The sequence below is a fragment of the Cryobacterium sp. 10C3 genome, assembly GCF_034314285.1.
GTDB classification, from domain to species: domain Bacteria; phylum Actinomycetota; class Actinomycetes; order Actinomycetales; family Microbacteriaceae; genus Cryobacterium; species Cryobacterium glucosi.
The window spans coordinates 2,217,948-2,240,796 of record NZ_JAVIWF010000002.1 but is presented as its reverse complement, the minus strand read 5'-3'; the positions used below and the strand labels follow the sequence as shown (position 1 = coordinate 2,240,796).

Here is a 22,849-nt window from a genome sequence, read left to right as displayed (position 1 = left end):
GCCGTCGTCGCGCGCCCCCGCCGGCACCGATCAACCGAAGGAAGCCATCCGATGATCGAATACCGCAACCTGCGCGTCGCCCTCCTGGGCGGCGGCAACGTCGGCGCCCAGGTCGCCCGGCTGCTGCTCGAGCAGAGCGAGGAATTCGCCAACCGGGTCGGCGCCGGCCTCGAACTCGTCGGCATCCTCGTGCGCGACGTCAACGCCGAACGCACCGTCGACCTGCCGCACGAGCTCTTCACGACCGACGCCGAGTCCCTCATCCTCGGCGCGGACGTCGTCATCGAACTGCTCGGCGGCATCGAACCGGCCCGCAGCTACATCCTGATGGCGATGAACTCAGGGGCGGATGTCGTCACCGCGAACAAGGCTCTCCTCGCGACCCACGGGCCCGAACTCTTCGCCGTCGCAGACCAGGTCGGCGCCCAGCTCAACTACGAGGCCGCCGTCGCAGGCGCCATCCCGATCCTGCGGCCCTTGCGCGACAGCCTCGGCGGCGACCAGATCAACCGCATCCTCGGCATCGTCAACGGCACCACGAACTTCATCCTCGACCGGATGGACACCGATGGGGACAGCCTCGAGGAAGCCCTCGCCACCGCGACGGAGCTCGGCTACGCCGAAGCCGACCCGACCGCGGACATCGGCGGCTACGACGCGGCGCAGAAGGCGGCCATTCTCGCGAGCCTCGCCTTCCACACCCACGTGCCGCTCGCATCCGTCTACCGCGAAGGCATCACCGAGGTCACGCCCGCGCAGATCGAGTCCGCCCGCAAGGCCGGCTACGTGGTCAAGCTCCTCGCCATCTGCGAACGCATCACGGATGCCGCGACCGGCCAGGCCGGGGTCTCCGCCCGGGTCTACCCCGCGATGGTGCCGCGCAGCCACCCGCTCGCGGCCGTGCACGGAGCGAACAACGCCGTCTTCGTCGAGGCCGAATCCGCGGGCAGCCTGATGTTCTACGGCGCGGGCGCCGGGGAGTCGAGACCGCATCCGCAGTGCTCGGCGACCTGGTCTCCCTCGCCCGCCGCCACATCGCCGGCGGCCCCGGAGTCGCGGCCTCGATCCACGCCGACCTGCCCGTTTTCGACATCGGCAGCATCACGACCCGCTACGCGGTCACCCTCGAGGTGACCGACGAGCCGGGCGTGCTCGCGACCCTGGCCGGGGTGTTCAGTGACCATGGCGTCTCGCTGGCCCTCGTCGAGCAGTCGATGACCCCCGCACGTCCCCTCACGTCCAGTCACGCGGCCGTCCCGTCCACGGCTACCCTTGTGATCGGAACCCACGAGGCAACGGAGGCGGCACTCGCCGCCACCGTGACCGACCTCGCCGCCAACAGATTTGTCACCACCGTCGCATCCGTTTTGAGAGTTGAAGGAGCCTGATGTCCAGCGAACGAGAGTCCACGCAGGCCGTGAAGACCCAGTCCCGTCAGTGGCGGGGAGTGCTGCGTGAATACGCCGACCGCCTGAACATCACCGACGCGACCCCGATCATCACGCTCGGCGAGGGTGGCACGCCGTTGATTCCCGCCCCCGCGCTGTCGAAGCGCACCGGCGCGAAGGTCTGGATCAAGTACGAGGGCATGAACCCGACCGGCTCCTTCAAGGACCGCGGCATGACGATGGCGATCTCGAAGGCCGTCGAAGACGGCGCGAAGGCCGTCATCTGCGCCTCGACCGGCAACACCTCTGCCTCGGCCGCCGCATACGCGACTCACGCCGGCATCCTCGCGGTCGTGCTCGTGCCGGAGGGCAAGATCGCCCTCGGCAAGCTCAGCCAGGCCATCGCGCACAACGCGCAGCTCCTGCAGGTGCAGGGCAACTTCGACGACTGCCTCGACATCGCCCGCGACCTCTCGGCCAACTACCCGGTGCACCTCGTCAACTCTGTCAACCCCGACCGCATCGAGGGCCAGAAGACGGCGGCCTTCGAGGTCGTCGAGGTGCTCGAAGACGCGCCGGACATCCACATCGTCCCCGTCGGAAACGCCGGGAACTACACCGCGTACACCCGCGGCTACACCGAAGAACTCGAGCGCGGCGCGACCACGAAGCTCCCGCGCATGTTCGGCTTCCAGGCCGCCGGCAGCGCCCCGATCGTGCTCGGCCACCGCGTAGACCACCCCGAGACCATCGCGAGCGCCATCCGCATCGGCAACCCGGCGTCCTGGGACCTCGCCCTCGCGGCGCAGAAGCTCACGAACGGCTACTTCGGCGCGATCAGCGACGCCAAAATCCTCGAGGCCTACCGCATCCTCTCCGCAGAGGTCGGCATCTTCGTCGAACCCGCCTCCGCGATCAGCGTCGCAGGCCTGCTCGAGCGTGCCGAAGCCGGGCTCATCCCCGCCGGCGCGACGGTCGTGCTCACGGTCACCGGCCACGGCCTCAAGGACCCGCAGTGGGCGCTCCGCACCGCGGACGGCGCCGAGATCACTCCGACCGTCGTGCCCGTCGACACCGCCGAAATCGCCAGCGTCCTCGGTCTGGCCAAGAAGTGACCCTGGCCGAAGCCGTGTCCGGTCCTTCCCTCCTCGCCGGACGTTCGGTGACCGTCCAGGTTCCCGCGACGACCGCGAACCTCGGCCCCGGCTTCGACACCCTCGGCCTCGCCCTCTCCTACTACGACCGCCTCGACGTGAGCGTGCGTGAGGAACCCGGCGTGTTCGTCGACGTGCAGGGCGTCGGCGCCGGCGTGGTGCCGACCGACGAGACGAACCTCGTCGTGCAGGCCATCGCGCACACCTTCGCCGCCTATGGGCAGCGGATGCCGGGCCTCGCGCTCGTCGCCCACAACAAGATCCCGCACGGCCGCGGCATGGGATCCTCTGGGGCAGCGATCGTCTCCGGGATCATGGCCGCCAAGGGCCTGCTCGAGGGCATCGTCGACATCGACTCCGAAGCACTGCTCACCCTCGCCACCGAGATGGAGGGGCACCCGGACAACGTCGCGCCCGCACTCTTCGGCGGCCTCACGATCGCGTGGACGACCCCGGAGGGCCCCCGGCACAAGAAGCTGATGGTGCACCGCGGCGTGAAGCCGCTCGTGTTCGTGCCTGAGCAGGCCATGTCGACCGCGCTCGCCCGCAGCCTCCAGCCCGAGACCGTGCCGCACGAGGACGCCGTCTTCAACCTGTCCCGCTCCGCGCTGCTCATCGCCGCGCTCATCCAGAGCCCGGAGCTGCTGCTCGCCGCGACAGAGGACAAGCTGCACCAGAGCTACCGTGCCGCCGCGATGCCCGAGACCAACCGGTTGATCACCCTGCTCAGGGAGCACGGCTTCGCGGCCGTCGTCTCCGGAGCCGGCCCGTCGATCCTCGTGCTCGCGAGCGACCCCGGCCAGCGCCTCGTCGCCGCGGAGCTCGTCGCCGCGAACTCGGAGACCCCTGGCAGGCACTCATGCTCGCCGTGGACTTCCAGGGCGCGACCGTCACCCGCACGGACGCGGCAGTCGCCGCCTGACCTGAAGCGCGCGAACGGGGGTGCCGCGGCAGGGGATGGCGCGGCATCCGTTCTCGGAATGCTCTGCTAGAGTCGATGGCGTACCCGAAGAAATCGCCTAACGACCGGTTCCTTTCGATGGTGCATTTCCCGTAACTCACTGCTATCGCGACATCTGTGCGTGGCTGTGTGTGTTCACTTCAATCCACTTTCTGTGGGATTGAACCACCCGCAGCGCCTCCGACGTTGCCACAGCTTCCCCGGTTTTCGTAAATGTTCGTGCCGGGGGAAAGGACAAATTTTCGTGACTGACGTCAACCTCCGCGCAAGTGCCGCGGATTCATCCCGCCTGGGAACCCTCCGTGTCGCAGAGCTTCAGGCTCTCGCGCTCGAACTGGGCATCCCCGGCTCCTCCAAGCTCCGCAAGGGCGAGCTCGTCTCCGCCATCACCGCCGTCCAGGCCGGTGGCGACACCGTGAGCCCCGAGCTCGAAATCCCCGCCTTCGCCGCGACCGAGCCGGTCGTCTCCGAGCAGCTCGTTTCCGAGCCGGCCGTCGCCGAGCCGGCCGCGGCAGCAGCCGCGACCGCGACTCTCGTCGAAGCCCCGCCGCGCAAGTGTGCGCCGCGCCGCGCCACCACCGCGACCGCTGCCCCCGCCGCCGCGCACGTCAACGCTGACGGCGACCTCGGCATCGGCCTCATCCTCCCGGACGCCGCCGCGACGACCCGTCGCACGACGGCCCCCACCACCTACGCCGGTGGCACCGGCACCACGGAGGCCCCTGTCGCCGCCGAGAAGCCGGTCCGCCAGGCGCGCAAGCGCGCCACGTCCGTGTCGGTCAAGGCCGCCGCGGAAGCAGCAGCGACCGAGGCCCCGACCGAGGCGCCTTCCGCCGAAGCTCCCGTCGTCGAGGCTCCCGTCGTCGAGGTTCCCACGAGCGAAGCGCCCGCGTCTTCCGCCGCGACGGATGCCGCAGCGACCGACACCGAGACCGCCGAGGTCACCGAGGCCCCCGTCACGACCGGCCGCTCGCGCCGCAGCAGTGCCCGCGGCAACGGACGCAACGGTTCCGCCCGCAACAGCATCGACGCGCGCAGCCGCATCGACGCCCTGAACGACGAACTCGCACAGGGCACGGCGGGCATCCCCGTCGCGACCGATGAGGACGTCGCGACCGCCGAGGCATCCGCAGACGCTCCCGTCGACCACTTCGCCGGCAACCGCACGGCGGACGCCGAGACGGTCACCGCCGACACGGACACCGACACGGACTCCGACGAGTCCACCGAGCAGGCCGAACAGCCGCGCCAGGGTCGCAACCGTAATCGCAACCGGGGCGGCAACCAGAACCAGGCGGGCGGCGAGCAGGACGACAACTCCCGTCAGCAGAACGGCCGCCAGTCGAACCGCAACCAGAACCAGCAGAACCAGAACGCCGAGCGCGGCCAGGACAACCAGGACCGCAACCAGGACCGCAATCAGGACCGCAACCAGGACCGCAACAACGCGGCGCAGCAGGACCGGAACAACCAGTCCCAGCAGGACCGCAACCAGGACCGCCAGGCGCAGCAGGACCGCAACCAGCAGGACCGCCAGGCCCAGCAGGAGCGCAACCAGGAACGTAACCAGGAACGCAACCAGGACCGTCAGGCCCAGCAGCAGGAGCGCGGCCAGCAGGACCGCAACCAGCAGGACCGTGGCCAGGACGACGACCTGAACAGCCGCAGCAACCGCAACCGGTTCCGTGACCGCAAGCGCCGCGGCGTCACCGCCGGCGACGACTTCGAGCCCGAGCTGAACGACGACGACGTGCTGATCCCCGTCGCCGGCATCCTCGACGTCCTCGACAACTACGCGTTCGTGCGCACCTCCGGCTACCTGCCCGGTGCGAGCGACGTGTACGTCTCCCTCGGCCAGGTCAAGAAGTACAACCTGCGGAAGGGTGACGCCGTCGTCGGTTCCATCCGCCAGCCGCACGAGGGCGACCAGAACGGCCGCCAGAAGTACAACGCGATCGTCAAGGTCGACTCGATCAACGGCCTGTCCGTCGAGGAAGCCGCCAATCGCGTCGAGTTCCAGAAGCTCACCCCGCTGTACCCGCAGGAGCGTCTCCGCCTCGAGACCGAGCCCGGCAAGCTCACCCAGCGCATCATCGACCTCGTCGCCCCGATCGGGAAGGGCCAGCGCGGCCTCATCGTCGCGCCGCCCAAGGCCGGCAAGACCATCGTCATGCAGCAGATCGCGAACGCCATCGCTACCAACAACCCCGAGGTCCACCTCATGGTCGTGCTGGTCGATGAGCGGCCGGAAGAGGTCACCGACATGCAGCGCACGGTCAAGGGTGAGGTCATCGCCTCCACCTTCGACCGCCCGGCCGAGGACCACACCACGGTCGCCGAGCTCGCCATCGAGCGTGCCAAGCGCCTCGTGGAACTCGGACACGACGTCGTCGTGCTCCTCGACTCGATCACGCGACTCGGGCGGGCGTACAACCTGACCGCGCCGCCGTCGGGCCGGATCCTCTCCGGTGGAGTCGACGCATCCGCCCTGTACCCGCCCAAGCGCTTCTTCGGCGCCGCGCGCAACATCGAGAACGGTGGCTCGCTCACCATCCTCGCGTCCGCGCTCGTCGAGACCGGCTCCAAGATGGACGAGGTCATCTTCGAGGAGTTCAAGGGCACCGGCAACATGGAGCTGCGCCTCTCGCGCCAGCTCGCCGACAAGCGGATCTTCCCGGCGGTCGATGTCAACGCATCGGGAACCCGTCGTGAAGAAATGCTGATGAGCTCGGACGAGGTCAAGGTCACCTGGAAGCTCCGTCGTGCGCTTGCCGGACTCGACCAGCAGCAGGCACTCGAGGTCGTCCTCGGTCGCCTCAAGGAGACGTCCTCCAACGTGGAGTTCCTCATGCAGGTTCAGAAGTCGATGCCGTCCCTGAACGGGTCAGACAAGGACAAGTAATGTTCGAGTCTGTTCTGACTCTGCAGGCCGAATTCGACGAGCTGCAGTCTGAACTGGCCGACCCGGAGTTGCACTCCAACCCGGCCCGTTCGAAGAAGGTCAACCGGCGCTACGCCGAGCTGAGCCGTATCATCGCGGCCTGGAACGAGTGGAAAGAAATCGGTGAGAACCTCGACGCCGCCCGGGAGCTCGCGGAGGAGGACTCGTCCTTCGCCGAGGAGATCCCCGGGCTCGAGGTCCAGCTCGAGGACACCTCCGCGAAGCTGCGCCGTCTGCTCATCCCACGCGATGAGCTCGACGCCCGCGACGTGATCATGGAGATCAAGATGGGGGAGGGCGGTGCGGAGTCCGCACTGTTCGCCGCCGACCTGCTCCGGATGTACCTGCACTACGCCGAGTCGAAAAAGTGGAAAACCGAGATCATCGAGCAGACCACGAGCGACCTCGGCGGTATCAAGGACATCCAGCTCGCGATCAAGAGCAACACCAACGACCCCGCTGAGGGCGTCTGGGCGCACCTCAAGTACGAGGGCGGCGTGCACCGCGTCCAGCGGGTGCCGGCGACCGAGTCGCAGGGACGCATCCACACCTCTGCGGCGGGCGTGCTCGTGTTTCCAGAGGTCGATGAGCCCGAAGAAGTCGAGATCAACCACAACGACCTCAAGATCGACGTCTACCGGTCGAGCGGCCCCGGCGGCCAGTCCGTCAACACGACGGACTCCGCGGTGCGCATCACCCACCTTCCGACCGGAATCGTGGTCGCGATGCAGAACGAGAAGAGCCAGCTGCAGAACAAGGAAGCCGGGATGCGCGTCCTGCGCGCCCGCGTCCTCGCCCGGCAGCAGGAAGAGATCGACGCGGCCGCGTCCCTGGTCCGCAAGGGCCAGATCCGCACGATGGACCGGTCAGAGCGCATCCGCACGTACAACTTCCCGGAGAACCGTATCGCCGACCACCGCACCGGCTACAAGGCGTACAACCTCGACACCGTGATGAACGGCGCCCTCGACGCCGTCATCGAGTCCTGCATCCTCGCGGACGAGGCCACCCGCCTCGCCGAAATCGGGGACCACGACTAACCGGTTTCGCGCTCGAGTGTCGCAGAAGATGCCCAGAATCGCCGGTCGAACGGCGATTCTGGGCATTTCTGGTGACTCTGGTCGGCGGCGGCGGCAGATGCCGCGAGCCGGCTAGTCCTCGTCGGAGACCGGGAGACCGCGCGCGCCCTCGATCGTCTGCGCGCGCACCGGCTGGATCGTCGCGGGGATGCCGAGCAGCAGGGACTTCGGCGGGGCGTCCCTCGTGACGACGGCGTTCGCGCCGATCGTGCTCCAGGCGCCGATCGTGATCGGACCGAGCACCTTCGCGCCCGCGCCGATCGTGACGCCATCGCCGAGGGTGGGATGCCGCTTCTCACCGCGGACGACGCCGTGCCGGGTCTTCCCGCCGAGAGTGACGCCGTGATAGAGCATCACGTCGTCGCCCACATCGGCGGTTTCCCCGATCACGACGCCCATGCCGTGGTCGATGAACAACCGGCGCCCGATCCGGGCGCCGGGGTGGATCTCGATCCCGGTGAGGAACCGGGTGAACTGGGAGACCAGCCGGGCGGGCAGGTACAACCCGGCCACCCACATCCGGTGCGCGATGCGGTACGACCAGACGGCGTGCAGCCCGCTGTACGCGAGGAAGACCTCCACGTTGCTGCGGGCTGCCGGGTCGTGGGCGCGCGCCATCGCCATGTCCTCACGGATGCGTGAAATGACTCCCATGTCGGTTTTCAGTTGTTCCCGTTCTTGTTAGTCGAGCAGGTCCTCATACAGCACGGTGGAGATGTAACGCTCTCCGAAGCTCGGGAGGATGGCGACGATGGTCTTGCCGGCGTTCTCCGGCTTCTTCGCCTGCTCGATGGCCGCCCAGACGGCGGAGCCGCCCGAGATGCCGGAAAGGATTCCCTCGTCGGTCGCGAGTGCGCGAGCGGTGGTGAGGGAATCGGCGAGGGTGACATCGGTCACCTCATCGTAGAGGTCGGTGTCGAGAACGGACGGGATGAAGTTCGCGCCGATGCCCTGGATCTTGTGCGGACCCGGCTTGCCGCCGGTGAGGATCGGGGAGTCGATCGGCTCGACGCCGACGATGTGCACGGAGGGCTTGCGTTCCTTGAGCAGTCGTCCGGCGCCCGTGATGGTGCCGCCGGTGCCGATGCCCGCGACGAAGATGTCGACGGCGCCTTCGGTGTCGTCCCAGATCTCAACGCCGGTCGTCGCGAAGTGGATCGCCGGGTTGGCGGGGTTGTCGAACTGACGGGCGAGAATCGCACCGGGCGTGTTCGCGACGATCTCTTCGGCCTTCTCGACGGCGCCGCGCATGCCGGCGGCCCCCGGGGTCAGCACGATCTCGGCGCCATAGGCGCGAAGGAGGACGCGGCGTTCCTTGCTCATGGTCTCCGGCATCGCCAGGATGACCTTGTAGCCGCGGGCCGCTCCGACGAGCGCGAGCGCGATGCCGGTGTTGCCGCTCGTGCCCTCGACGATGGTGCCGCCGGGCAGGAGTTCGCCGGAGGCCTCTGCGGCGTCGACGATCGCGATGCCGATCCGGTCCTTGACGCTCGCGGAGGGGTTGTAGAACTCGAGCTTGACGAGCACGGTCGCGTCGAGGCCCGCCGTGAGGCGGTTGAGCTTGACCAGCGGTGTCCCTCCAACTGCCTTGGTGATGTCGGAGTAGATGCGTGCGGTCATCGCAGTGCCTTTCGGTCGGGTCATCGGGTCATTCGGATCGGGAACCTCGCTCAGCCTACGGCTCCGGCATTGGGAGAGCGCGCTTCATTACGTTACATTCCAAGGTGTGACAACTGAAGACGACGACCATTCCATTCCCGGCACTTTTTCCGCCCCCGACGCGGGCGAAGCGGTCCCGGACGCGGTGGACACGATCCGTGCCCGCACCATCGGCATCCTCGCCGCCGCGGGCATCGCCGACCCCGAGGTCGACGCCGACCTCCTGATCGGCCACGTGCTCGGCCGGAGCCGCGGAGAGGTGCAGGCCGCCGTCATCCTTCGCACCGGTGTCACGTCGGCGGATGCCGCCGCTATCGACGTCCTCGTCTCTCGCCGCGCCCTGCGCGAACCGCTGCAGCACATCACCGGGCGAGCCCCGTTCCGGTCGATCGAACTCCTCGTCGGCCCGGGCGTCTTCGTACCCCGACCCGAGACCGAGCAGGTGGCCCAGTTCGCGATCGACGCCCTCCGCTCCGTGCCCGACCCTGACCCGATCGGCGTGGACCTCGGCACCGGGAGCGGCGCGATCGCGCTCTCCCTCGCCGTCGAAGTGCCGAACGCGCGGATCTGGGCCGTCGAGAACTCGCCGGAGGCCTTCGCCTGGACGACCCGCAACTTCACGGCGGTGAACGCGGCCAATGCGACCCTCGTCTTCGGCGACCTCGCAGACACGGGCATCCTCGCCGAACTCGACGGCACCGTCGCCGTCCTGATCTCGAACCCTCCCTATATACCGGCGGATGCCGTGCCGCGCGACCCCGAGGTGCGTCTCTTCGATCCCGCGCACGCACTCTTCGGCGGGGCGGACGGCCTCGACGTCGTCCGGCACGTCTCGCAGACGGCCCTGCGCCTGCTGCGCCCCGGCGGAGTGCTCGTGATCGAGCACGGCGAACTGCAGGGCGCCGACATCCGTGCCCTGCTGACCGGCGACGGCTGGCGCGCGACCGCGACCCACCGCGACTACACCACCCGCGACCGGGCGACCACGGCCATCCGCCCTACGCCCTGACCCCCACTCCCAGCCTTGGGAAACACCCCTGCACTAGAATTGGGCGCAATGACACGCATCTACGACTGCACGGTTGTCTCGGACTACGCAACCGGCATGAGACTGGCACGCTCGGCGATCGCTCGCGGCGCGCTCGTCGTCATCCCCACCGACACGGTCTACGGCCTTGCCGCCGACGCGTTCAGCCCAGAGGCCGTGCAACGCCTGCTCGACGCGAAGGGCCGCGGCCGGCAGTCGCCGCCGCCCGTGTTGATTCCGGGTATCGGCACCCTCGACGCGCTCGCGGTCAATATTCCTCAGCCCGTGCGGGAGCTCGTCGCGGAATTCTGGCCGGGCGGGCTGACTGTGGTGCTCCACGCCCAGCCCTCCCTGGTCTGGGACCTCGGCGACACCCGCGGCACCGTCGCCCTGCGGATGCCGAGCAACCCGATCGCCCTCGACCTCCTCGCCGACACCGGCCCCCTCGCCGTCTCGAGTGCTAATACGAGCGGCCTGCCGTCAGCGGTCGACGCGGCGACCGCCGCCGAGATGCTCGGCGAGAGCGTCGAGGTCTACCTCGACGGGGAGTGGCCGGCACCGGCTACGAGCCGATCGGCGACCGGGCCGGCGACACCTCCTCGACGATCATCGATGCGACCGGCTTCCACACCAATGGCGGCAAGCTCGTGATCGTGCGGAAGGGCGTGATCTCCCGGGAGGCCCTCGCAGCCGTCGTCGGCGACGCGCTCGCACCGGAAGGCTTCGTCGCCCCCGTTGCCGCGACTCCGCAGGACGAGGTGCCCGCAGCATCCGCCCGCGAAGACGCGACCGGCGATTCGACCGAAACGGATGTCGCGGGCTAGCCATGACCGTATTCGTCCTGCTGGCCATCGTCTCGGCTGTTGTCACGGCCGTCCTCTCCTGGGTCGTGCTCAAGGTCAGCCACCGCTACAAGATCTATCCGAAGATCCGCCTGCGGGACGTGCACACCCGGCCGACCCCCGGCTCGGCGGGGTCGCCATCTTCTTCGGCGTTGTCGCGGCCTTCGGGGTCGCCTACCTCATCTCCGCCCAGTTCGCGCCGCTCCGGCTTGTCTTCTCCGATCCTGAGCAGATCCTCGCCATTGTCGGCGCCGCCCTGATGATCGTGCTGCTGGGCGTCGCGGACGACCTCTGGGACCTCGACTGGATGACCAAACTCGCCGGCCAGTTCATCGCGGCAGGGCTCGTCGCCTGGCAGGGCGTCCAGGTGCTCTCCCTCCCGATCGGCGGGCTCACCGTCGGCTCCTCGTGGATGTCGATCCTGATCACCGTCTTCGTGATCGTGCTCGTGATGAACATGATCAACTTCATCGACGGCCTCGACGGCCTCGTCGCCGGGGTCGCCCTCATCGCCAACGGCGTCTTCTTCATCTACAGCTACCTGCTCGTACGGGACACCTCCCCGAGCAACTACTTCAACCTCGCCTCGGTGATCGCCGCGATCCTCGTGGGTGCCTGCATCGGCTTCCTGCCGCTCAACTGGCGTCCCGCCAAGATCTTCATGGGCGACTCCGGCTCCATGCTCGTCGGCCTCCTGATGGCGACCTCGGCGATCGCGATCACCGGCCAGGTCGACCCGACCGCGGTGAACCGGTCCCAGCTCTTTCCCGCGTTCATCCCCATTCTGTTGCCGTTCGCGATCCTGATCATCCCGCTGCTCGATTTCGCACTCGCCGTGTTCCGCCGGGTGCGCGCGGGCAAGTCCCCGTTCAGCGCCGACCGGAAGCACCTGCACCACCGGCTGCTCGACATGGGGCACTCGCACCTGCACGCCGTGCTGATCTTCTACGGCTGGACGGCCGCCGTAGCCGTCGGTTGCCTGCTCTATTTCGTGTTGCCCGTCTACTTCGGCGTGCAGACCTGGTGGGCGACGATCTTCCTGATCTGCGCCCTGGTCGCCTGCACGATCGTGACCCTCGCGCCGCTCAGCCGCTCCAAGAAGATCGAAGCGGCCACCCAGCTTGCCCACCCAGCCACCCTTCCCCACGACATCGTGAAGCTCGATCGCCTCGACGAGGCATCGACGCAAGCCGAGGAGCACGTATGAGCGCCACCCAGCCAGCCGGATCCCTGCAGCCGACGTCCAACCGGGTGTTCCGCAGCATCCTCGTCTACGGCGGCTACCTCGCCGGCGGCATCGCCGTGGTCGGGATGATCGCCGGCGGGCTCGCCGCCGGCGGCATCGGAGTGCTCAGCGCCCTGATCGGCACCGGGATGGCGCTCGTGTTCATGGGGATCACGGCAGGCAGCATCCTGATCGCCAACCGCTTCGCCGGGACCGCAGCCGCCGTCGGCGCGTTCTTCGGAATCGTCCTGGGCGGCTGGCTGCTCAAATTCGTGATCTTCCTCGTGCTCGTCGTGCTGCTCAAGGGGCAGCCCTGGGTGCAGCCGGTCGTGCTGTTCCTGAGTATCATCGCCGGCGTCATCGGATCCCTGATCGTCGACGTGGTGGTCATCCGCAAGAGCCGCGTTCCGTACGTGAGTGATCTGCCCCGCAGCGGAGAACAGAAAAACCGATGAATATTCACCCGCAGGATTCGGCCCGAGGTGGGTTTCTTGGTAGGGTAATGACCGGTTCGCCCCGCAGCGCTGCTTTTGTCGTGCTCGACGTTCCGACCCATTTTTCGTCTTCGCGAGAGCAGAGCTCCCCGCCCCGAACCAGGAGAAAGCGCTGCTAGAAACCGCCGTAAACCTGATGCTCCCGTTGGCTACCGGCGACGGTACCTTCCAAGGTCCATCCATCAATGAGTTCTTCCCCGAGGGCGTCTTCTTCGTGGGGACGCCATTCGAGATCAACCGGATCATGCTCATCCGCTTCATTGCGATGGCCGCCCTGATCCTGCTCTTCTGGCTCGGCACGCGCCGCATGAAGGTCGTACCGACCCGGCTGCAGAGCCTCGTGGAGATGGGCCTCGACTTCGCCAGGGTCAACATCGCGGAAAGCATCCTCGGCAAGAAGGAGGGCAAGCGTTTCCTGCCTCTCCTCACGACGATCTTCTTCCTCGTGCTGTTCATGAACCTCACCGGACCGATCCCGTTCTTCAACATCGCGGGCACGTCGGTGATCGGCGTTCCGCTGCTCCTCGCCGTCATCTCGTACTGCACCTTCATCTACGCCGGCCTCAAGAAGAACCCGGGCAATTTCGTCCGGAACTCGCTCTTCCCGCCCGGCGTGCCGAAGGCGCTCTACATCATCGTGACGCCGATCGAGTTCATCTCGACCTTCCTCGTGCGCCCGGTCACGCTGACCCTGCGACTGCTGATGAACATGATCGTCGGCCACCTGCTGCTGGTGCTGTTCTTCACGGCGACCCAGTTCTTCTTCTTCACGGCCGATGGAGCCTTCAAGCTCTTCGGTGCGGGCACCCTCGTCTTCGGACTCGCGTTCACCCTCTTCGAGGTGCTGATCGCCGTGCTCCAGGCGTATATCTTCGCCCTGCTCACCGCCGTTTACATCCAGCTCGCGGTGGCTGAAGAACACTAACCTCGAACCCGGCACTCGCCGTATTCGTCACAACGGAAGGAAACAAACGTGGACGCAACTACCGTTCTCGCGGCAATCTCAGGAAACATCGCCACTGTCGGTTACGGCCTCGCCGCAATCGGCCCGGCAATCGGCGTGGGTATCGTCGTCGGCAAGACCATCGAGGGCGTTGCTCGTCAGCCCGAACTGGCCGGCCAGCTCCAGGTCCTGATGTACATCGGCATCGCCTTCACCGAGGCGCTCGCGTTCATCGGTATCGCAACGTACTTCATCTTCACGTCCTAATCGTCCTCTTTTTCACCTAGATATGGAGGCATGATGCTTCACGCAGTAATTGCAGCCGCCGCGGAAGAGGCGCACAACCCGCTCCTTCCCGCATGGCCGGACATCATTTGGTCCGCGGTGTGCTTTGTCGTGATTCTGTTCTTCTTCTGGAAGCTCATCCTTCCGAGGATGCAGAAGATGCTCGACGACCGTGCTGAGGCCATCGAGGGCAACATCGCCAAGGCGGATGACGCCCAGCGCAAGGCCGAGGCCGCTCTCGAGCAGTACACGGCCCAGCTCGCCGACGCCCGTGCGGAAGCAGGCAAGATCCGCGACGTAGCCCGTGCGGACGGCCAGAAGATCATCTCCGAACTCAAGGAGCAGGCCGGCGCTGAGGCGGCCCGCATCACCGCGAGTGCCAAGGCCCAGATCGAAGCGGAACGTCAGGCGGCAGTCCTGTCCCTCCGTGCCGAAGTCGGCACCCTGGCCATCGACCTCGCGTCCGGTGTCATCGGCGAAAGCCTGACGGACGACGCGAAGGCGAGTGCCATCGTCGACCGTTTCCTGGCCGACCTTGAGGCCTCGGAGAAAGCAGCTAAGTAATGGGAAGCGCCACCAGGGAAGCTTTGGCCTCAACGAGGGCGGTTCTCGCCGCCCACGGCCGAACGACCGATCTCGCAACGGGCGAAGGCCTGCTCGACTCCGGCCGTGTCATCGGCGACTCTGCGCAGCTGCTGTCTGCCCTGGTCGATCCCGCCGCGGATGCCGCAGCCAAGGCGGCACTCGTTGCCGCCGTGTTCTCGGCGAAACTGACCCCCACGGCACTGGACCTGCTCCAGTCGGTGGCCGCCGCGCGCTGGTCGAGTCACTCCGACCTGCTCGCCGGCATCGAAGAACTGGGGCTGCGGGCCGTTGCGGCCTCTGCCCCGGTCGCGGGTGCCGTGGAAGCGGAATTGTTCGAATTCGGAACGGCCGTCGCGTCGAACGGTGAACTCGAACTGGCACTTGCCTCGAAGCTCGGCGCGGTCAGCGCCAAGGTCGGGCTCATCGATTCCCTGCTCACCGGCAAGGTTTCGGAACAGACCCTCGTGATCGTGCGCCACCTCGTGCAGCAGCCCCGCGGCCGTCGCATCGGTGCACTCCTGCGTTTCTCCGCGACAATCGTCGCGGACGAGGGCGGCACCGCGATTGCGACCGTCTCGACGGCCGAGCTACTGAGTTCCGCACAGCTGGAGCGCCTGCGCACCAGCCTCACGGCACGATACGGACGTACGCTGACGATCAACCAGGTCATCGACCGCTCCCTTGTCGGCGGTGTCCGCGTGCAGATCGGTGACGACGTCATCGACGGCACCATCGCCACCCGCCTCAAGGATTTGCGACTCCAGCTTGCCGGCTGACCTCTGGTCAGACGGAACAGAAAAACCACGAGCGGCAACGCTTCGTTCAAGACAGAACCTGTACAGCCGTACGGGAAAGGGAAGATGATGGCAGAACTAACGATCAGCCCCGATGAGATCCGCGATGCTCTCCAGGACTTCGTCAAGTCCTACGAGCCGAGCAAGACCGCGACCGCGGAGGTCGGCTACGTCACGACAGCCGGCGACGGTATCGCCCACGTCGAGGGCCTGCCCAGCGTGATGGCCAACGAGCTCATCAAGTTCGCCGATGGCACCCTGGGCCTCGCCCAGAACCTCGACGAAGACGAGATCGGTGTTGTCGTGCTCGGCGAGTTCGCCGGCATCGTCGAAGGCATGGAGGTGCACCGCACCGGAGAGGTGCTCTCCGTTCCCGTCGGCGACGGCTACCTCGGTCGCGTCGTGGACCCGCTCGGCGCCCCGATCGACGGCCTCGGCCCGATCGAGAGCGAAGGCCGTCGTGCCCTCGAGCTGCAGGCGCCCGGCGTCATGGACCGCAAGTCCGTGCACGAGCCGATGCAGACCGGCATCAAGGCGATCGACGCGATGATCCCGATCGGCCGCGGACAGCGCCAGCTCATCATCGGTGACCGCCAGACCGGCAAGACCGCCATCGCGATCGACACCATCATCAACCAGAAGGCCAACTGGGCCTCGGGAGACGTGAACAAGCAGGTTCGCTGCATCTACGTCGCCATCGGCCAGAAGGGCTCCACGATCGCCGCCGTCAAGGGCGCGCTCGAGGATGCCGGCGTGATGGAGTACACGACCATCGTCGCCTCCCCGGCGTCCGACCCGGCCGGCTTCAAGTACCTCGCGCCGTACACCGGTTCGGCAATCGGCCAGCACTGGATGTACGCGGGCAAGCACGTCCTCATCATCTTCGACGACCTGTCCAAGCAGGCGGAGGCCTACCGCGCCGTTTCGCTGCTGCTGCGTCGTCCGCCGGGACGCGAAGCGTACCCCGGCGATGTGTTCTACCTGCACTCCCGTCTGCTCGAGCGTTGCGCCAAGCTGTCCGACGCGCTCGGCGCGGGATCGATGACCGGCCTGCCGATCATCGAGACCAAGGCGAACGACGTGTCTGCGTACATCCCGACCAACGTGATCTCGATCACCGACGGCCAGATCTTCCTGCAGTCCGACCTCTTCAACGCCAACCAGCGTCCGGCGGTCGACGTGGGTATCTCGGTCTCGCGCGTCGGTGGCGATGCGCAGGTCAAGTCGATCAAGAAGGTCTCCGGAACGCTCAAGCTCGAACTGGCGCAGTACCGCTCGCTCGAAGCCTTCGCGATGTTCGCATCCGACCTCGACGCCGCCAGCCGTCGCCAGCTCGCCCGCGGCGCCCGCCTGACCGAGCTGCTCAAGCAGCCGCAGTACTCGCCGTATCCGGTCGAGGACCAGGTCGTCTCGATCTGGGCAGGCACGACCGGCAAGTTCGACGAGGTTCCCGTCGAGGACGTGCTCCGTTTCGAGCGTGGCCTCCTCGACCACCTCGGACGCAACACCGAGGTTTTGAAGACGCTGCGCGACACGAACGTGCTGAGCGATGAGACCGTTGAGATCCTCGAGCGTGAGGTCAGCGTCTTCAAGCGCGAATTCCAGACCGGTGAGGGCAAGCCGCTCGCCTCCGTCGGCAAGGAACAGTTCGAAGCGATCACCGCCGACGACGTGAACCAGGAAAAGATTGTCAAGCACCGCCGCTAACCCGCGCGCTGAGACAACCACTATTCACTGAGAAGGAAGCACAGGAGACACATGGGAGCGCAACTTCGGGTCTACCGGCAGAAGATCAAGTCTGCCCAGACGATGAAGAAGATCACTCGGGCCATGGAGTTGATTTCGGCCTCGCGCATTCAGAAGGCGAGGGCGAGGGTTTCGGCCTCGACTCCGTATTCGCAGTCGATCACCCGGGCGGTCTCGGCCGTCGCGACGTATTCCAACGTCGCGCACGTTCTGACCACCGAACCGGAGAAGATCGAGCGCGCCGCGGTCGTCATCTTCACGTCGGACCGAGGCCTCGCAGGAGCATTCAGTTCCCAGGTGCTGCGCGAAGCGGAGTCACTCAGCGAACTGCTGCGCAGCCAGGGCAAGGACGTCGTTTACTTCCTCGTCGGACGCAAGGCCGTCGCCTACTTCGGCTTCCGCCGGCGTGCGTCCGAGCGGGTCTGGACCGGCGGCACCGACCAGCCGCAGTTCGAGATCGCGCGGGAGATCAGCGAGTCGCTGCTCGAGACCTTCCTTCGCGATGCCGAAGACGGTGGCGTCGACGAGATTCACGTGGTGTTCAACCGCTTCGTGAGCATGGTCACCCAGGTGCCCCAGGTCGTCCGCCTGCTTCCCCTCGAGGTCGTCGAAGGCGTGGAGGAGCCCGGAGACGGGCAGGTCCTGCCGCTCTACGAATTCGAGCCGGACGTCGAGACGGTCCTGGACGCGCTCCTGCCGGTGTACATCGAGAGTCGCGTGTTCAACGCGATGCTCCAGTCGGCCGCCGCCGAGCACGCAGCACGCCAGAAGGCGATGCAGTCGGCCGCCGACAACGCCGACAAGTTGATCACGACCTTCACCCGGCTGTCCAACAACGCCAGGCAGACCGAGATCACCTCGCAGATTTCCGAGATCGTGGGTGGGGCCGATGCGCTCTCATCCGCCAAGAACTAAACCAGAGAAGAAGAGCAATGACTGACATCGCAACCGCGCCAGTCCACGCGCCGGCCCCGACCGTTGCCGTCGGCCGGATCGCCCGCGTCACGGGCCCGGTCGTCGACATCGAGTTCGCGCACGACTCGATCCCGGGCATGTACAACGCACTGAAGACCACCATCGTCATCGGTGACGTCTCCACTGAGATCACCCTCGAGGTCGCCCTGCACCTCGGAGACGACCTGATCCGAGCGATCGCGCTGAACCCGACCGACGGCCTCGTCCGCGGCCAGGAGGTCCGGGACACCGGAGCTCCCATCATGGTTCCGGTCGGCGAGGTCACCAAGGGCCGCGTCTTCAACGCCATCGGTGAGGTGCTCAACGCCGAGCCCGGCGAGAAGATCGAGATCACGGAGCGCTGGCCCATCCACCGCAAGCCGCCGCCCTTCGACCAGCTCGAGGCCAAGACCCAGCTGTTCGAGACCGGCATCAAGGTCATCGACCTGCTCACGCCGTACGTCCTCGGCGGCAAGATCGGCCTCTTCGGTGGAGCCGGCGTCGGCAAGACCGTCCTGATCCAGGAAATGATCCAGCGCGTCGCGCAGGACCACGGCGGTGTCTCGGTGTTCGCCGGAGTCGGCGAGCGCACCCGTGAGGGCAACGACCTCATCAAGGAAATGGAAGAGGCCGGAGTCTTCGACAAGACCGCCCTCGTGTTCGGCCAGATGGACGAGCCGCCGGGAACGCGTCTCCGCGTCGCCCTCTCCGCGCTGACCATGGCCGAGTACTTCCGCGACGTCGCCAAGCAGGACGTGTTGCTCTTCATCGACAACATCTTCCGCTTCACCCAGGCCGGCTCCGAGGTGTCGACCCTGCTGGGTCGCATGCCGAGCGCCGTGGGCTACCAGCCGACCCTGGCCGACGAGATGGGCATCCTCCAGGAGCGCATCACCTCGACCCGTGGCCACTCGATCACGTCGCTGCAGGCCATCTACGTGCCCGCTGACGACTACACCGACCCGGCACCGGCGACGACCTTCGCCCACCTCGACGCCACGACCGAGCTGTCCCGCGAGATCGCGTCGAAGGGCCTCTACCCGGCCGTCGACCCGCTCACCTCGACCAGCCGTATCCTCGACCCCCGTTACCTGGGCGTCGACCACTACAACACGGCCGTCCGCGTCAAGGCGATCCTCCAGAAGAACAAGGAACTCCAGGAGATCATCGCGATCCTCGGTGTTGACGAACTCTCCGAGGAAGACAAGGTCACCGTTTCGCGGGCCCGTCGCATCCAGCAGTTCCTCTCGCAGAACACCTACATGGCGAAGAAGTTCACCGGTGTCGAGGGCTCGACGGTTTCGCTCAAGGACACCATCGAATCCTTCACCGCGATCGCCAATGGTGACTTCGACCACGTCGCCGAGCAGGCATTCTTCAACGTCGGTGGCATCTCCGACGTCGAAGAGAAGTGGGCGAAAATCCAGAAGGAGAACGACTAGCCATGGCAGGAGCCCCGCTCACCGTCAGCGTCGTCTCTGCCGACCAGGAAGTCTGGTCCGGCGAGGCGACCATGGTCGTCGCGCGCACCGTCGAAGGCCAGATCGGCATCCTGCCTGGCCACGAGCCGTTGCTCGCCATCCTGGCGAGCGGCGAAGTGCGCCTGACCCTGCCCGGCGGCGAGAAGATCGTCGCGCAGGCGGAGGACGGCTTCCTGTCGGTCGCCAACAACCAGGTCACGATCGTCGCGCGCAAAGCGGGGCTCGTCTAGCCGTGTCGATCTAGCCCGTGCTGCTCCTGCTGCCGCCTTCCGAGACGAAACGCACAGGCGGTACCGGCGAACCGCTCGATCTGAACCATCTCAGGTACCCGTCGCTGAACGCTCAGCGGCGGGTACTCGTGCGTGAGCTGCGCTCACTCGCCCGGCACCCCGAAGCCATGATGGCCGCCCTCAAGCTCGGCCGCACCCAGTCCGGCGAGGTCGCCCACAACCGGGCGCTCACAACCGCCCCGACGATGGCGGCCCTCGACCGGTACACCGGGGTGCTCTACGACGCGCTCGACGCCCAGACCCTGACCCTCGCCGACCGCGACTGGGCCGCGGCCCACGTGCTGGTCCACTCGGCCCTGTTCGGTCCGATCGGCGCCCTCGATCCGATTCCGGCCTACCGGCTGTCGACGACGAGCCGGCTGCCCGGCCTCGTGCTGAAGCAGCACTGGGGCCCGCGCATCGCGGCACTGCTCGCCCAGGAGTCCGGCCTCGTGCTCGACCTCCGCTCCGCGGGTTACGTCGCCCTCGGTGCCGCACCGGCCCGGGTCGGCTCGGTCGTGCTCCGCGTCGTGACGGAGACCCCCGACGGGCAGGTGCGCGCCCTCAACCACTTCAACAAGACCGCGAAGGGCCGGTTCACCCGTGCCCTGATCCGGAGCGCCCCCGAGCTCGCGACTGTCGACGACTTGCTGGACTGGGCTCCCGGCGCCGGCTTCACCCTGCGTGCGGCGGGGCCCGCCTCGCTCGAGCTTCTGGAAGACGCGCCGCTCGCCAGGGCCCTCGCCTGACGAACCCCGGCACCCGGCCGTATGCTGGCAGCGTGTCCACTCCAACGATGAATGTCACCGTAACCGGCGCCGGCGGCCAGATCGGCTACGCGCTGCTCTTCCGGATCGCGTCCGGCCAGATGTTCGGCCCGACGACCCCGGTCAACCTCCGGCTCCTCGAAATCCCGGCCGGGCTCGCTGCCGCGGCGGGGACGGCCCTCGAACTCGAGGACTGCGCCTTCCCACTGTTGCGGGACGTGATGGTGACGGATGACCCCACGCGCGCCTTCGACGGGGTGAACGTCGCCCTCCTCGTGGGCTCCCGTCCGCGCGGCATCGGCGAGGAACGCGTTGCGCTACTCGAGGGGAACGGCCGCATCTTCGGGCCGCACGGCACCGCCATCAACGCGGGGGCGGCATCCGACGTTCGCGTGCTCGTCGTGGGGAATCCGGCCAACACGAACGCGCTCGTCGCCGCCGCGTTCGCACCGGACATTCCCGCCGAGCGCTTCACCGCGCTGACCCGGCTCGACCACAACCGCGGCGTCGCCCAGCTCGCGGTGCGGCTCGGGGTGCACGTCTCCGAGATCGACGGCCTCGCCATCTGGGGCAACCACTCGGCGACGCAGTATCCGGACGTCTTCCACGCGACGGCCGCTGGGCGACCGGTTCGCGAGCTCGTCGACGTGGACTGGCTCGCCGGAACCTTCATTCCGCGGGTCGAGAAGCGCGGCTACGAGATCATCACCGCGCGCGGCGCCTCCTCGGCGGGGTCGGCAGCCGAGGCGACGATCGACCACGTCTACGACTGGGTGCACGGCACCGGCGCGCGCTGGACATCCGCCGCAATCGTCTCCGACGGCTCATACGGGGTGCCGGAGGGCCTGGTCTGCTCCTTCCCGGTGCGGTCGGTCGACGGCCAGTGGCAGATCGTGCAGGGCCTCGAACTGAACGCCTTCTCCCGGACCCGGATCGACGCATCCGTTGCCGAACTCATCGAGGAACGCGACCACGTGCGCGCCCTCGGCCTTCTTCCCGCCGCCCGCTGACCGCCTCTTCGCTCTCGGCCAGGGTTACCTTTCCGGTCGAAAGTGCCAGATGCGTCGGTCACTCTCGACCGGAAAAGGAACTCTCGCTCGGTCAGGGGGCGCGGTGGCAGCCGGCGATGTGGTCGTCGACGAGGCCCGCGGACTGCATCAGCGCGTACATCGTCGTCGGGCCGACGAAACGGTAGCCGCGGGTGCGGAGATCCTTGCTGAGCGCCGTCGATTCCGGGGTGATCGCCGGGACGTCTCCGAGTTCCCGCGGCCGGATGGCGCGGGCGGGCGGAGCGAAGCTCCAGATCAGGTCGCTGAGACTCTCGCCGAGGTTCTGGGTGACCCTGGCATTGCCGATCGCGGCCTCGATCTTGCCGCGGTGCCGGATGATGGCGGCGTTGTCGAGGAGCCGTTCGACGTCGGCCGCGGTCATGGCCGCGACCCTGTCGACGTCGAAGCCGTGGAACGCCGCACGGAACGCCGGTCGACGACGAAGGATCGTGATCCAGGAGAGCCCGGCCTGGAACCCCTCGAGGCAGAGCTTCTCGAAGAGCCGCTCATCGTCGCGGAGGGGGCGACCCCACTCCTCGTCGTGGTACCGGCGGTACTCGGGGTCGCCGTTCGCCCACGCGCAGCGTACGACTCCGTCGTCACCGGTGCGGAGGGCGCTCGGGGGCACCGCCGGGAGTGCCGTCGCACCGCCCCTGGGTGCCGGGTCGGTCACGAACGGTACTCGATGCCCTCGTGGCCGAGCAACCACTCCTTGGTCGGGATGCCGCTGCCGCCGCTGTAGCCGGTGATGCGGCCGTTGCTCGCGAGCACGCGGTGGCAGCCGATCAGGATCGGCAGCGGGTTCGCGCCGACGGCCCCGCCGATCGCTCGCCCGGAGCCCGGCCGGTCGATGGAGAGGCCGAGTTCGCCGTAACTCGTGACCGTTCCGAAGTCGAGCTCGTCGAGGCGCGCCCAGACCGCACGCTGGAATGCGGTGCCGCCGGCGAGGTGCATCGGAACGTCGAAACGGGTGCGGGTGCCCGCGAAGTACTCGGTGAGCTGTTTCGCGGCTTCTTCGAGCACGGGGGAGGGGTGCTCCGGCTGGGTTTCGAGCGGCAGGTGCCCGTCGCGCTCGATGGCGAGCGTGAGGACGCCGACGTCGTCGCCGGTGAGTTCCAGCCGGCCGATGGGGCTGGGGAGACGGATCAAGGCGGTCGGGATGCTGTCCATGGTTCGACTGTAGTCGGCGTCCGCGCGCGCCTCTGG

General features: G+C 67.4%; 19 protein-coding genes and 4 pseudogenes. 19 read left to right on the top strand and 4 right to left on the bottom strand.

The window, feature by feature from the left end; translation table 11 throughout:
- Nucleotides 1–51: 51 nt before the first annotated feature.
- The 5 genes and pseudogenes from RGU41_RS11560 (at nt 52) to prfA (ending at nt 7,484) form a co-directional block, all read left to right on the top strand.
- Nucleotides 52–1,388, top strand: a pseudogene (locus RGU41_RS11560) (homoserine dehydrogenase).
- On the top strand, nt 1,388–2,503 hold the full coding sequence (gene thrC / locus RGU41_RS11555; RefSeq protein WP_134448137.1) for a threonine synthase: 1,116 nt from the start codon (nt 1,388–1,390) through the stop codon (nt 2,501–2,503). Before RGU41_RS11560 ends, thrC begins: the two are co-directional and overlap by 1 nt.
- 14 nt (nt 2,504–2,517) lie before the next feature.
- Nucleotides 2,518–3,464 (top strand): annotated as a pseudogene (gene thrB / locus RGU41_RS11550) (homoserine kinase).
- Nucleotides 3,465–3,747: 283 nt separating this feature from the next.
- Entirely contained in the window at nt 3,748–6,405 is a 2,658-nt protein-coding gene (gene rho, locus RGU41_RS11545; RefSeq protein ID WP_322136264.1) for a transcription termination factor Rho, read from the top strand.
- Nucleotides 6,405–7,484 (top strand): peptide chain release factor 1, encoded by a 1,080-nt coding sequence (prfA, locus tag RGU41_RS11540; protein ID WP_134448141.1) that lies wholly within the window; start codon nt 6,405–6,407, stop codon nt 7,482–7,484. The genes rho and prfA overlap by 1 nt, the downstream gene beginning before the upstream one ends.
- A gap of 111 nt (nt 7,485–7,595) precedes the next feature.
- Here the strand turns inward: prfA and epsC are convergent, their stop codons facing one another.
- Both epsC and cysK read right to left on the bottom strand, forming a co-directional pair.
- Nucleotides 7,596–8,177: a serine O-acetyltransferase EpsC gene (gene epsC, locus RGU41_RS11535; protein WP_134558685.1), complete on the bottom strand. Its 582-nt coding sequence runs from the start codon at nt 8,175–8,177 to the stop codon at nt 7,596–7,598.
- Nucleotides 8,178–8,204: 27 nt separating this feature from the next.
- Nucleotides 8,205–9,143: a cysteine synthase A gene (cysK, locus tag RGU41_RS11530; protein ID WP_134448145.1), complete on the bottom strand. Its 939-nt coding sequence runs from the start codon at nt 9,141–9,143 to the stop codon at nt 8,205–8,207.
- A 133-nt stretch (nt 9,144–9,276) separates the two neighbouring features.
- Between cysK and prmC the strand changes: the two genes are divergently transcribed.
- The 14 genes and pseudogenes from prmC (at nt 9,277) to RGU41_RS11460 (ending at nt 21,604) form a co-directional block, all read left to right on the top strand.
- Entirely contained in the window at nt 9,277–10,191 is a 915-nt protein-coding gene (gene prmC / locus RGU41_RS11525; protein ID WP_370294889.1) for a peptide chain release factor N(5)-glutamine methyltransferase, read from the top strand.
- Between the two features lie 48 nt (nt 10,192–10,239).
- Nucleotides 10,240–11,033, top strand: a pseudogene (locus RGU41_RS11520) (L-threonylcarbamoyladenylate synthase).
- Nucleotides 11,034–11,035: 2 nt separating this feature from the next.
- Nucleotides 11,036–12,258: pseudogene (locus RGU41_RS11515) on the top strand (MraY family glycosyltransferase).
- Nucleotides 12,255–12,731, top strand: a complete 477-nt coding sequence (locus RGU41_RS11510) for a hypothetical protein (RefSeq protein WP_134448155.1) — start codon at nt 12,255–12,257, stop codon at nt 12,729–12,731. The pseudogene RGU41_RS11515 and the gene RGU41_RS11510 overlap by 4 nt, the downstream one beginning before the upstream one ends.
- 175 nt (nt 12,732–12,906) lie before the next feature.
- On the top strand, nt 12,907–13,695 hold the full coding sequence (atpB, locus tag RGU41_RS11505; protein WP_134448157.1) for a F0F1 ATP synthase subunit A: 789 nt from the start codon (nt 12,907–12,909) through the stop codon (nt 13,693–13,695).
- Nucleotides 13,696–13,743: 48 nt separating this feature from the next.
- Nucleotides 13,744–13,980: an ATP synthase F0 subunit C gene (gene atpE, locus RGU41_RS11500; RefSeq protein ID WP_134448159.1), complete on the top strand. Its 237-nt coding sequence runs from the start codon at nt 13,744–13,746 to the stop codon at nt 13,978–13,980.
- Between the two features lie 33 nt (nt 13,981–14,013).
- The gene (locus RGU41_RS11495; protein WP_134558703.1) at nt 14,014–14,562 is read left to right on the top strand and encodes a F0F1 ATP synthase subunit B; all 549 of its coding nucleotides are present in this window, start codon (nt 14,014–14,016) and stop codon (nt 14,560–14,562) included.
- A complete protein-coding gene (locus RGU41_RS11490; RefSeq protein WP_134448161.1) occupies nt 14,562–15,359 on the top strand; it encodes a F0F1 ATP synthase subunit delta in 798 nt (265 codons plus the stop codon). Before RGU41_RS11495 ends, RGU41_RS11490 begins: the two co-directional genes overlap by 1 nt.
- Nucleotides 15,360–15,446: 87 nt before the next feature.
- On the top strand, nt 15,447–17,084 hold the full coding sequence (gene atpA, locus RGU41_RS11485; RefSeq protein ID WP_134448325.1) for a F0F1 ATP synthase subunit alpha: 1,638 nt from the start codon (nt 15,447–15,449) through the stop codon (nt 17,082–17,084).
- 51 nt (nt 17,085–17,135) lie between these two features.
- On the top strand, nt 17,136–18,038 hold the full coding sequence (locus RGU41_RS11480; protein ID WP_134448163.1) for a F0F1 ATP synthase subunit gamma: 903 nt from the start codon (nt 17,136–17,138) through the stop codon (nt 18,036–18,038).
- Between the two features lie 17 nt (nt 18,039–18,055).
- Entirely contained in the window at nt 18,056–19,519 is a 1,464-nt protein-coding gene (atpD, locus tag RGU41_RS11475; protein WP_134448164.1) for a F0F1 ATP synthase subunit beta, read from the top strand.
- 2 nt (nt 19,520–19,521) lie between these two features.
- Entirely contained in the window at nt 19,522–19,788 is a 267-nt protein-coding gene (locus tag RGU41_RS11470; RefSeq protein ID WP_134448166.1) for a F0F1 ATP synthase subunit epsilon, read from the top strand.
- Between the two features lie 17 nt (nt 19,789–19,805).
- Entirely contained in the window at nt 19,806–20,576 is a 771-nt protein-coding gene (locus tag RGU41_RS11465) for a peroxide stress protein YaaA (RefSeq protein ID WP_322136263.1), read from the top strand.
- 32 nt (nt 20,577–20,608) lie between these two features.
- Nucleotides 20,609–21,604, top strand: coding sequence for a malate dehydrogenase (locus tag RGU41_RS11460; protein WP_322136262.1), 996 nt, complete (start codon nt 20,609–20,611; stop codon nt 21,602–21,604).
- 91 nt (nt 21,605–21,695) lie between these two features.
- Here RGU41_RS11460 and RGU41_RS11455 read toward each other — a convergent pair whose 3' ends face one another.
- Both RGU41_RS11455 and RGU41_RS11450 read right to left on the bottom strand, forming a co-directional pair.
- Nucleotides 21,696–22,271 (bottom strand): DNA-3-methyladenine glycosylase I, encoded by a 576-nt coding sequence (locus RGU41_RS11455; protein WP_322137345.1) that lies wholly within the window; start codon nt 22,269–22,271, stop codon nt 21,696–21,698.
- A 41-nt stretch (nt 22,272–22,312) separates the two neighbouring features.
- A complete protein-coding gene (locus tag RGU41_RS11450; RefSeq protein ID WP_134561989.1) occupies nt 22,313–22,813 on the bottom strand; it encodes a methylated-DNA--[protein]-cysteine S-methyltransferase in 501 nt (166 codons plus the stop codon).
- Nucleotides 22,814–22,849: the final 36 nt, after the last annotated feature.